At 49.1% G+C, this 11,354-nt stretch carries 8 protein-coding genes; 3 read left to right on the top strand and 5 right to left on the bottom strand.

The features are described 5' to 3' along the window. Positions 1-123: 123 nt before the first annotated feature. On the bottom strand, positions 124-2,094 hold the full coding sequence (pbp4, locus tag FD01_RS09435; RefSeq protein WP_056963911.1) for a penicillin-binding protein PBP4(5): 1,971 nt from the start codon (positions 2,092-2,094) through the stop codon (positions 124-126). Between the two features lie 137 nt (positions 2,095-2,231). Here pbp4 and FD01_RS09430 point away from each other — a divergent pair, with 137 nt between their 5' ends. Beyond that, positions 2,232-2,594 (top strand): DUF488 domain-containing protein, encoded by a 363-nt coding sequence (locus FD01_RS09430; protein WP_054718383.1) that lies wholly within the window; start codon positions 2,232-2,234, stop codon positions 2,592-2,594. A gap of 51 nt (positions 2,595-2,645) precedes the next feature. Here FD01_RS09430 and FD01_RS09425 read toward each other — a convergent pair whose 3' ends face one another. Further along, positions 2,646-4,535 (bottom strand): alpha/beta hydrolase family protein, encoded by a 1,890-nt coding sequence (locus FD01_RS09425; protein ID WP_056963909.1) that lies wholly within the window; start codon positions 4,533-4,535, stop codon positions 2,646-2,648. Between the two features lie 32 nt (positions 4,536-4,567). Beyond that, positions 4,568-5,734 carry an MFS transporter gene (locus FD01_RS09420; RefSeq protein WP_054718369.1) on the bottom strand — a complete coding sequence of 389 codons (1,167 nt, stop codon included), beginning with the start codon at positions 5,732-5,734 and terminating at the stop codon, positions 4,568-4,570. Between the two features lie 353 nt (positions 5,735-6,087). On the opposite strand from FD01_RS09420, the gene FD01_RS09415 reads away from it, so the two are divergent. Continuing rightward, a complete protein-coding gene (locus FD01_RS09415; RefSeq protein WP_054718366.1) occupies positions 6,088-6,276 on the top strand; it encodes a hypothetical protein in 189 nt (62 codons plus the stop codon). Positions 6,277-6,911: 635 nt separating this feature from the next. Here the strand turns inward: FD01_RS09415 and FD01_RS09410 are convergent. Together FD01_RS09410 and FD01_RS09405 are read right to left on the bottom strand one after the other, a co-directional pair. Further along, on the bottom strand, positions 6,912-7,523 hold the full coding sequence (locus tag FD01_RS09410) for a helix-turn-helix domain-containing protein (protein ID WP_056963908.1): 612 nt from the start codon (positions 7,521-7,523) through the stop codon (positions 6,912-6,914). Between the two features lie 126 nt (positions 7,524-7,649). After that, complete coding sequence (locus FD01_RS09405) at positions 7,650-9,395, bottom strand: bifunctional diguanylate cyclase/phosphodiesterase (protein ID WP_056963906.1); 1,746 nt, start codon at positions 9,393-9,395, stop codon at positions 7,650-7,652. A gap of 83 nt (positions 9,396-9,478) precedes the next feature. Here FD01_RS09405 and FD01_RS09400 point away from each other — a divergent pair, with 83 nt between their 5' ends. Further along, entirely contained in the window at positions 9,479-11,239 is a 1,761-nt protein-coding gene (locus tag FD01_RS09400; RefSeq protein WP_054718353.1) for a bifunctional diguanylate cyclase/phosphodiesterase, read from the top strand. The last annotated feature ends 115 nt before the right edge of the window (positions 11,240-11,354 follow it).

Here is an 11,354-nt window from a genome sequence, read left to right as displayed (position 1 = left end):
TTTTTATTTTGTCTGAGTGCTAACGATAGTGGCTAACTTGATTGTAAAACGCGGGGGAAAATATTAGGTCATTGTTCGCGGCATTAAAAAACCAATCATGCGACCATGATTGGTTTTTTAACGTTAGTATAACGATTCGATATAAGGTTTGATGGCGGTGACGACGGGACCAGAGCCGGTGTTTTCTAACAAGGCAACGGTTAAATAGCTGTTGTTGTCGGCATCCATGGCGACTAAGAAGCCGTTTTGTTTGCCGTCGGTATCTTGTTTGAGTTTTAATTCTGCTGTCCCAGTTTTAGCGGCGATAGTGTGGCCGGAAATCGCTAAGCCATGAGCCGTGCCAGTCGTATCAGAAACGACATGGGTTAAAGCAGTTTTCACAGCGTTGGCATCACTTTGATCAAAGACGGTGGTACGCGTAGCTTTTTGGCCTTTGATCAAAGTCGGCTGTTGCATCACGCCGCCGTTGGCAATGCTGGAATACATCGCGGCTTGTTGGATCGGCGATAACAAGAGTTGGCCTTGACCATAAGCGGTGTCGGCTAACAAGGTGTCCGTCGCTAACTTACCAGAATTTGAGATCTGTGCTTTGTTTTGGGTCACAGGTAAGGTCGCTTGGGTTTTAAACAATGGGGCTAAGCCTTTGAGATAAGCACTTGCGCCCATTTTCAAGGCGGTTTGTGCAAACCAAATGTTATCGGAGTTGACTAAGGCTTGGGTCATATTTTCTGGACTGGCGTCAACGGTGCGGGTGACTTTGTAGGACCCCCAGCTGGAATTTTCCTGCCATTTTAAACCAGAAATCGACTTAGTGGTGCTGGTCGTGATGGTTTTATTTTGTAAAGCGATGGCTGCTGTCAACATTTTAAAAGTGGAGCCTGGCGCATAGCGCTGGGCAAAACGACTGACGAAGGGCAACGATTTGTTATTGGCGTACGAGTCGTAGTCCGTTTGGGAAATGCCGTTGACGAACTTGTTCGGGTCATAACTTGGGGCACTGGCTAAAGTCAGGAGTTCGCCGTTTTTAGGATCCATCGTGACCACGGCGCCGGCTTTGTTGTTTAAGGCAGCATAGGCGGCTTTTTGTTTGGTGGCGTCAATGGTTAAGGTCAAGTCTTTGCCGTCTTTGGCCTTCGTCTTCAACAACACCGTCGCTTGTTTGCCGTGTAAAATGTACAACTCACCGCCGTCAGTGCCGCGCAACTGTTTGTCATCGGTTTGTTCTAAGCCAGCTTTGCCGACTTGTGAATCAGCGGTTAACGTCGGGGTTTTCTTGATGTCTTCAGCAGTGGCATTGCCGACATAGCCGATCAACTGGGCGGCAGCTTCACCTAATGGGTACGTGCGACTGCCGATGGTTTGATAGTTCGTGCCAGTCAACGTTGGGGTTTCAGTGACGACTTTAACCGGTACGAAGGTATTGTCGGTGACCCAGCTTTGTTTGAGCAAAGTTTCCAAACTTGTCAGTTTCACGTCCCAAGCACTGGCAATTTTTTGCAAGTTGGTCGTGCGCGTGCTGCCGGTACCGAGTTGCCCTGGGATCAAGCCGGCTTGGATCACCGTACCGTTTTTGGCCAGGAGTTGGTGATTGCGGTCATAGATCTGGCCACGCGTTGCTGGAATGGTCGTCAGCTGCAAGGTATCGTCGCCACTCATTTGCGGGAATAACAGTGCTGGGGTCCAGTGGACTTTCCAAGCGTTGCCAGATTTGTTGATGGTGGTTTCGTAATGTTGGGCTTTGAGTTTGCCGATTTTGGTTTGCATCGTGGCGGTAAAGTTCAAAGTGGCATAAGTGCCTTGAACTTTACCGACTTTGAGCTTGGAGATCTTGATGTCACTAGCGCCGACGCGATCAAAAACTGCGGTGTTGCGGGCAATCAGAGATTTTTTGGTGTAACCGCCGGGCAAGTTTTTGAGATTGACTTGATCGGCTAACTTGGTGTAGTTGCGTTTGGCAAAAGCTTGCGTGTATGCGGTGGCAGTTTTTTGCACCGCCACATTTTGGACATGAGCGTGATAAGCGCGGATGCCGAAAAAGCCTGCTGCGAGCACCACGACCACACCACCAGCAATGACTGCGATCCGTTTTTGCATGGGGAAACCTCCTCGATTGAATAACGTTATTATACCCTACTTGGCTGGGGATAACTTTCACCAAGAAAAATCACAGTTGTCCACAGTGGATAAGTCTGGGCCACAGGCTTACACTACAAATGAAAGCAGGTGAGCTGATGGAAATTATTCCCATGCGAATTTATGCCCATGATCAACCAGCAGGATTGCGATTGCTGGTCGATCGCGTCTGGCCGCGCGGCGTCTCAAAAGTGAACGCCGCATTAGATGATTGGACCAAAACCATTGCCCCGAGTACAGAATTGCGCAAGTGGTTTGGCCATGATCCTGAAAAATTTGCGGAATTCACCACGCGTTACCGCGCAGAACTCGACGCCAATCCAGATACGCCAGCGTTTGTCACGCAGGTTGCGACGAGTAAGCAGCCGGTGTTGTTATTATTTGGCGCCAAAGATGAAGCCCATAATAATGCCGTGGTGTTGAAAACTTATCTCGAAGAAAAATTATCCACACGTGCATAACAAAACTCCCGCGACTCAATTTGGTCGCGGGAGTTTTGCACTTGTGGATGGTCAATGTTGCTTGAGCCAATCTATGACTGCGTCTAAGCGTTCCAGGCGCAAGTTTGGCAAGCCGGTGCGGGAAAGATCGTGGTTACTGTCAGGGAAGCGGAGGAACTCGACTGGTGAGCCTTGGGCTTTTAAGGCCGTATAGAATTCTTCGCTTTGGCCAACTGGTACGCGCAAATCATCTTCAGAATGCATTAACAACAATGGGGTGTGGGCATTTTGGACATGGGCGAGGGGGCTTTGGTGCCACCAACTGTCGCGATGGCTGCCATCGAGTTGGTATTGACCGAGTTCCAAGTTCCCAAAGAAAAAGCCGATGTCACTGGTGCCATAAAAACTCAACCAATCACTGATGCCACGTTGTGAGACGATCGCCGCAAAGCGGTCAGTGTGCGTGACCATCCAATTGGCCATGAAACCACCATAAGAGCCGCCGGTCATGTACAAATGCTTGGTATCGATCGTGTCATCTAATTTAAGCCCGTAATCTAGCGCCCCCATCAAATCTTGATAATCTTCGCCACCATAATCTGCCAAGTTCCCAGCCAAGAAGTCGCGGCCATAAGTGGCACTGCCACGGGGATTGGAAAAGATCACGCCGAAACCCTGAGCCGCGAAGACTTGCAACTCATGGAAAAAGATATTCCCGTAAGCCCCGTGCGGCCCGCCGTGAACCGATAAAATGGCCGGATGCTTGGCAGCAGGCGCAACTGGTGGTAAATACCAACCTTGAATATGATATCCGCCGCGTGGGAAACTGAATGCTTTTGGCGTTTGGACCTGATGCGCTTTGGACCAAGCAGTATTGTGGTCGGCCACCAAGCCAAGGTTTGCCCAAAGCTGACTCGGCGTGGTGAAGTTGGTGTAAGTGTATGCGATCTTTTCGCCATCGTTATTGAAGTCGCTGATCGTCCCAGTTGGGGTGTCGAGTTTTTGCCAATGTCCAGCCAAATCGCTGGTGGCTAAAAAGACTTCACCGGCCAAGCTATACAAGAACATCACGTGATCATCATCGACGAAGCGCGCCCAAACATTGGACAAGTTTTGTTGACTGTCGGCGATGGTCCAATTGCCCACTTCTGGTGCATCACTGAAAATTTCTTGATACGTCTGTGCTTGGCGGTCGTAGATCATCAGCGTATCTGCCAATGCCGTGCCATCACCGGGATCGCCGACGAATAACAACTTTTGGCCATCAGGTGAAAAGCTCGTCGCACTGGCATTACCGGTGACAATCGGTGTCAGTTGTTTAGTCGCCAAATCAAAAAGCTCAGTGGTGGTCGTCGGACTTTGATCACCGTTGAATTGATCATCGGGTTCAAAGGCGAGGGCCAAGCAGTCATCTGTGGCGGCCACTAAATGAAAAGCGTGCGCGCTTTGATGCAGGACCTGTTGATCTGCCGCAGCTAAGCCTTGATAAAACAAAGTGGTTTGCGTGTTTTCTGAGCGTAAGCCGCTACCGTTGGCTTGGATATGCATGCGGGTCAAGCGCGTCGCATGTGGGAATTTGGAGGTTTGCGCTAAGCTTTCGTGGGTTTGTAAATACCAACCTTGCCCATCAGCCGCCCATAAAAAGCGGTCGACACCAGTTTTCAGCCAGGTACGCTGCACCGCTGGCGTGCCGAGCAAACTTTGCGTGAAGACTTGCGAGGTACCATCATCGGCTTGGCTCAAAAAGGCCAATTGATCATGCGCCCACTGCGGATCGGTATCATGTTGATGATCATAGCCCAGCTTGATTTCAGGTTGTTGATCTGGGAAATAGTTTAGCGTGCTTTGATACGTGTTGGTTTTGGCGTCGATCCAGTTATCCACAGCAATAATGCCGCCAGCCACCAAAAGTGGTTTTGAAAAAGTGTGTAAAGCAAATAAATCAGTTGTCGTGACTCGCATAAATGGACCTCCTATCATTTTATAATCAAATTCTAATCTTTTCGGCGAAGTGAAGCAAGGGCTAAACCGATGATCAGCAAACTACTCAACGTGATCCCAGCTTCACTAAAGGTTTGGGCAAAGCCGACGTGATCGATTCGCCAGCCTAACAGCGGGAACAGTCCGATCATTGCCAAAGAGTACAATAATGAACCTACAGACAACAAAGTCGCGCGTTGAGAGCTGGGGATGCGGTCGTTGTAATACACATTAAAAATCGGCGGTAGCAACGCAGACAACGCGTAGTTCAGCAGATACAAGCCGACTAACACGGTGTTGGTATTCAACGCTGCCAGCAAAAAGGTGGCACATAACATCACCGCCAACCCGATCAGTACGCGCTGTTTGGCGTGCTTCAATAAGCGCGGCGCTAAGCGAATGGCGATGATCGCCGTAATTGATGCGCCAGCCAAGGCGGTGGTGATCAACCAACTGGGGAAATGCCGCACTTGCATCACTTGTTGAAAATAGTAGAAAAAACCAGTGGTCAGCGCGGAAAAAATCGCGTCAAAGCCCATCAAGGCAAATAAGCCGCGGTCTTGCTGGAGGACCTGCCAGGCGGTGGTGATGATCGTTTTGATCGTGGTGTGATTGGTTTGAGGTTGATGCGTCGCTGGTTCCTTGAGTTGGCTGACGACAAACATCGCCAAGGCAGCCAATGCGACAGCCAGGATATAACTCCAGGCTAAGTGGCCATGGACCAATAACCCGGCTAACAGCAAGCCGCCAGTGGCAGAAACTTCGATCATGGCGTTCATCACACTGGTGGCATGCGGATAATCCGCTTCTTGGCCTTCAGCTTTTAATGATTCGTAGACTAACGCCTCTAACGTGCCAGATTGCAAGTTATATGCCCAAGCAGATACCACGAAGCTGATGGCAAACCACCAAAAGCCGCCTTGCCAAAGCATCATCGCGGCACTGATCAACGCCGTAATTCGCGATAGCGTCAGCATTCGCTTATAGGTGAAGCGATCCGCTAACACGCCAGAAGGGACTTCGCATAAGAAACTGGCCACATGGAAAATACTTTCGCATAAGCCGACTTGCACTAAGGATAAACCGAGTTGGGATAAGTAAATCACCCACAGTTGGGTGATACCGCAGTACGCCAAGAAGCTGTAGGTATAAGCGCGCCAAAGCTGTTTTTTGATTTTCAATTTAAATTCCTCAGCCTGCAAAAATGTGCAGACAAAAACCCAACACACCGCAGCATGTTGGGTTCAGCTTGGCGGCATGTTGATCAACGATTAACGATTTTAGGGCAGACTCTGCCCCTAAGCGGCAATTTTGTTAAAATTTGCATGCGCGATCGTTAACCATTGGATCAACATGACCTATCCTCCGAAAGTTTGTTGGTATTAATATAGCATGAGTGTGATGAGAAAACAATGAGTTTGGCAGTTAGCTGGCTAAAAAACGAGATCCTTGGTGCGATGCTTGCGCTGATATAATCACAATAAGAAAGCGCTTCTAAAATGGGTAATGGGTGGACTGAATAAGAGGAGACAAGATGTCAGTGATCATCCCGTGGGTTGTGATCGCAGTGATCTTAGTGGTAGTGGGGATCGTCTTGATCATTGCAGGCGTGAAAAGTCATTTCTCAAAAGTGTGGAAAATTGTGCTCGGTGTGCTCGGAGTAGCAACAATCTGCCTCGGTTTGTATTGGTTTTTGTTTTTAGTTGGCATCAGTATCCCGTAACGTTTTATCCGTCAAAGACACACAAAGCCCACGAAATTGCATTCAATTTCGTGGGCTTTTGGCGTAGAGGCCTATGCGATTACGTGCTAACAGTGCTTCATGTATCAAGCCCGTTTCTGCGAAGCCCTGGGGGATTGGCCCAAGACCGCTTTGGACGCTACTCAGCAATGCATTAGCTTTTCGCGTACAGACGACTGCTTGCTTCTCATGTCACCATGAGGATTTCACCCCAGCTGTATCCTGGTTTGAGTCCTATCGGGACCCTTCACTGTACCGGCACTTTGGCACTAGAGATCCAGCAGAACTCGACAGTTAAGCCCAGTCTGCTGCGGGATCGTCTCTTTGGTTTAGCATTGGGTCTTCCCCCGCCGCGTGAAGTGGTACGGTCAGCCTGCGCTAAGCTGATCACTTCTCCTGACAAAAATATAGCATGGTACAATTTAATTTGCAAGCGGTTACGTTATTTTGTTACGTAACAGACCTTGAAACTTTTGATCGAAAAAATCATCGCACGGATGAAATGTGTCATTTATTCCTGAACCAATTGGTGTCAGGATAGCGTTGAAACAAAATCGGTGATAGACTGAGCGTTTTTGGAGCTATGGGCAAACTGGCGCCAAGGTTGAAATTTTTTTCTAGGCGCCGTGATGCACATCAGTGCGGTGCCAATAATAAGTCAATCCACCAGCGATGATGGCGACGCTCACCAATCCGATCCATTCCGGCCAACCGGCCCACTGTGCAACCACACCAAAGCCTACTGTGAAAATCATCAAGTCGATCACACTGCGGCGATGTTGCAACATTTGATTCGCCAAGTGGTAAGCGTGCCGATAGCGTTTGCCCGTGATGAAAATCACTGGAATGCAGAGATACACCACTAGGATCAACGCATACTCAACTAAAGGCGACATATCTGCGGCCGCAAAGCCCCAACCATGGGCCAACCCAATGCCTAAGGCTAAGTAGGCAATCATCGCCGTTAAGTAATAGGTAGCTTTGGTGGTGCGCCGGGTTTGCTCTTTTTGCTTGAGATCGGCTAATAACATCGCATCGGATTTAAGCAGCTGATCCAAAGACACCTCGTACAAATCGCTGAGTGCGATCAGGCTGGTAATATCAGGATAGCTGCGAGCAGTCTCCCAGTTGGAAATCGTTTGTCTGGCCACATGTAACTGTGTGGCGACTTGTTGTTGGGTCAGTTGTTGCGCTTGTCTTGCCGCTTGTAATTGTTCGCCGATCGTCATGATGCCTCACACCTTTCTGATTTCAGTATACAAACGGTTTCATTAAAATTCACGCCTAGAAGCTTGGCATCACCAAAAAAGCATCCACAAAATAGCGGATGCTTCAAAATATTTCCCGGGAAATGTTTACATGCGAGGTAAGGTCGGTTCAGCAAAATATTTCCCGCGGCCAAATTGAATGCCTAAGTTGCGAATGGTTTGCACATCGTTACGGTTGGCGATGCCTGAAACGATCAAATCTTTGCCAGCATCAGTTAAGGCTTGTTGCCAAGTTTGCATTTTTTCGGCAAAACCAGGCTCACCAAAACGCGGCGCTAAAGTGTCCAAGTCGATTTCTAATTCATCGTAATAAGGGATCCACTGGCGGACTTGGCGGGTATTTTGATAAGGTTGGAGATTTTTGATCACCAATACCACGTGAATGCCGGCTTGATGATACTGTTTTGACGCTTTGCGAAAGTCTGAAAATACCGGCAACTCACTTAAGCTGAGCACGAGTTGTTCATCAGCTGGGCGGCTGGCATTATAAGCACACAGCTGTTGAATGGCATCGGGATCAATGAATTGCGCGGCGGTGACTGGCAAAACCGGTTGTTGTGGCAATAACGAGTCGTTGACTTGTAAGATCTGAATCATCGTGGGCACATCAAAGCCTGCGCCGATCGAGTCGATCCACTGCCCTTGATTTTGGTCAAAGCGCAATACCGCTAAAACATTCGCCGCGGTTTCGCCAGTGGCAAGATTCACCACTGGGGCAGTATAGTATGCAAACAAATTCAACAATTCGCGAGTGCCAGCAGTGGTCAAGGTTTTGCCATCGATGGTCACGGTATCACGGCCGCGGCGTTTGGATAAGTACAAATTTGAATCTGCGCGGCGGATCACATCTAAAACCGTGTGCTCGTCTGCTGCACCAACTGTGGCGCCGACAGAAGCAGACAGTTTTAATGTATGGGTTTCGAGTTGGAATTGATGGTTACGCAATTGTTGCCAAAGCGCGCGGGCAAAATCATTGACATCAACGTCGGCATCAGTGATGATCGAAAATTCTTCGCCACCAGTGCGATAAAGGGTCGCTTGATAGGACGTGCATAATTTTGACACCAACTCGGCGGTATGTTGTAAGACTCGATCACCAGCAGGATGCCCGTATTCATCGTTGATCGATTTGAAATAATCCAAATCAAACATCACCAAGTTGAAACCACCTTGCGTCATGGTTTCAGCGAGATCTTGGCGAAAGCGTGAGTAGGATAACGCGTGGGTCAGGCGATCGTGATCAGCGACTTGTTTTAACGCCTTAGTTTGATCGCGCCGCCGATGCTCAAAGCCCCACAACCAGTGATGTTCCACCACCAAAATCAAAAAGGTGATCAATACGCGAGCTGTGATCACGTCGGCAGTGGTGACTTGCGGATTCCAAAACAAGGCCCAAAAATAAACGCCTAAGCCTAAGGTTGCCCATAAGTGGTAAGCGACATATTTATGGATAAACCATAAGACCACTAAGCCAATCACCAGCCCGATCCAGATCCATGGCCAAATTTCATTGGCGATCGGTGTGACGGGCAAAAAGCCGATGAATGCCAGCAGCGACAAACCGCGCACCAAATAACCGCGCCAGCCGATATGCCCATCTAATAAGGCGATGACCAACGCAAAGTAGGCGATATTCAAATAAAAGCGTTGTGAATCTGGGTAAACCGTGCCGCACAACACGCAAAAAGCCGCCAATAACGCATTGGATACTGGTAAACCGATTTGGGCCAGCAAGCCACGTTGACGCCAAAGATATTCATAATACATGGTATAGCCGGCGACGATCCCGGCTGATAGTAACACATGAATCGCCCATAACGCCCAAGCGTGCATAATTGGCCTCGTTTTCCCCGCTGGATAATGATATTCTCATATTAACGTATTAATTAGTGAATTAAAACGAAAAGGGGGTCGCCATGGTCAGTATTTTCTCGCAGTGGTTCGTTGACACGATCATATCAGTTTTAGCGTTGGCGGGTTATGTGACCTACTACAATCAACTGCTCAATGGCGACCATCCTTATACCCCGATCCGTATCGATGTGATGATCGTAGGCGTGGCTTTTGGCTTGCAATTGGCGCAATGGATCGACCCGCAACGGATGAAAGTTTATGAGAACTTGCAGGTGTTGGTTTTAGCCTTTCCATTATTAGGCACGGATATGAACCGCAGACATTTATGGGTGCGCGGACTAGCGTTGATCGGTTTTTCGACGTTAAATCACGACACCTTGACTTGGTGGCAGTTCGGGCTCGGCATGAGCGGACAAGTTTTAGTGATCTATGTCATGCAGCGTTACTATAACACCTTGCGTGAGCATTTCAGCTGGAACACTTTGTTGATGTTGGCATTAGTGACCGGCTATTGGGTACCGCGGACAGAACTTGACTGGTCGACTCGCATTGGCTTGATCATCACGTACTTGATCATCTCCGGTGTCAACTTTTGGTATTGGAAAGCGTTACGCATTGCGGATCAGCGATACTCCAAGTTAGCCCATCAAGTGAATTTCGATCCGTTGACCAATGCCGCCAGTTTTGGTTTATTTCGCCAAAATGCGACCCAGGCTTTTGACCATGCTCGCAAACACAATCAATCGCTGATCGTGATGATGCTAGATATCGATTATTTTAAACGGATCAATGATCATTACGGTCATCCGGTGGGCGATGCCGTGTTGATTGCCTGTTTACATCGCTTAGAATCAGTTTTAAAACCACACGGTGCGCGGATCTATCGGACTGGCGGAGAAGAATTCACCGTGTTACTCCCACATATCACGTTGAATGATGCTGAAAATTTGGCGATCGCCTGCCGCCAAGCGATGCGCAAAGCCCCGCTATCAGCCGCGGATCAACAAATCGATGTGACGATTTCAATGGGGATGGCGGATCAACGCGTTGAAGATGCCGATTTTGACGCGTTGTATGCGCGCTGTGATGCGGATCTGTACCGCTCAAAAGCCCGCGGGCGCGATACGTTGACGGTCAATGGGCGCACACTTTGGCGGCATGATCGTTTAACGGTGAGTCATTTCTTTGTGGAATACACCCAATCGGTGATGACCTTCGATGATCATTTACCGCTGTGTGCTGGCTTGGCTGCACGTTATTGGGTCGAAAAAGCCCAAGCTTGGCAGCGGGCAGATCAATGGCATATGGCGATTTCAGAAGCATTGCGGTTTCTCAAAGCCGCCAGCGTGAAGACCCAATTGCGCCAAGTCGCCCTTGAAGTTTCAGCAACACAGTTTGCTGACCCGAGATTATTTCCACAACTGTGCAAGTGGCTGGATGACACCGAGTCTGTTGATGAGTTGCACTTGGTATTGACCCAAACGCCATCCGTCGCCTTAGTGGCCACCAATGCAGAACGTTTTGCCCAACATCGCATCAGCTTCGGGCTGCATCCCAGTGCCAATAGCAATTGGCAAGGCTGTTTGCCGTTTCTTTCAGAGCTAGTGGTGGACCTGCAACAAGATTCGACTGCTCATCAACAAGTTATTGCAGAGGCAGCGAAGAAATCAGGTGTACCGCTATGTGCGCATCGCGTTGATTCTGAAGGCTTAGCGATGCAGGCCCGCGTGCTTGGCGCCGTCGCTGGTAGCGGGGAATACTTTGGCGCACCAGTGCTCCCGCAAGTGGTGGCGCGCACCAATCGCGATCAATTGAATGCTTAGGCAACAGGATACCATGTTGGTGATCCTGTTTTTTGCGTGAACTGAAAGAATAAAAACAGGCGCAAATTGCAAGAACAAGTTAGCCACTCCGTGGCACGACACCGTGAGGCGAACT

Origin of the sequence: Lacticaseibacillus manihotivorans DSM 13343 = JCM 12514 (assembly GCF_001435035.1) — a bacterium.
Classification (GTDB): domain Bacteria; phylum Bacillota; class Bacilli; order Lactobacillales; family Lactobacillaceae; genus Lacticaseibacillus; species Lacticaseibacillus manihotivorans.
The sequence above is the reverse complement of the archived record's forward strand: the minus strand, read 5'-3'. Positions and strand labels throughout refer to the sequence as shown.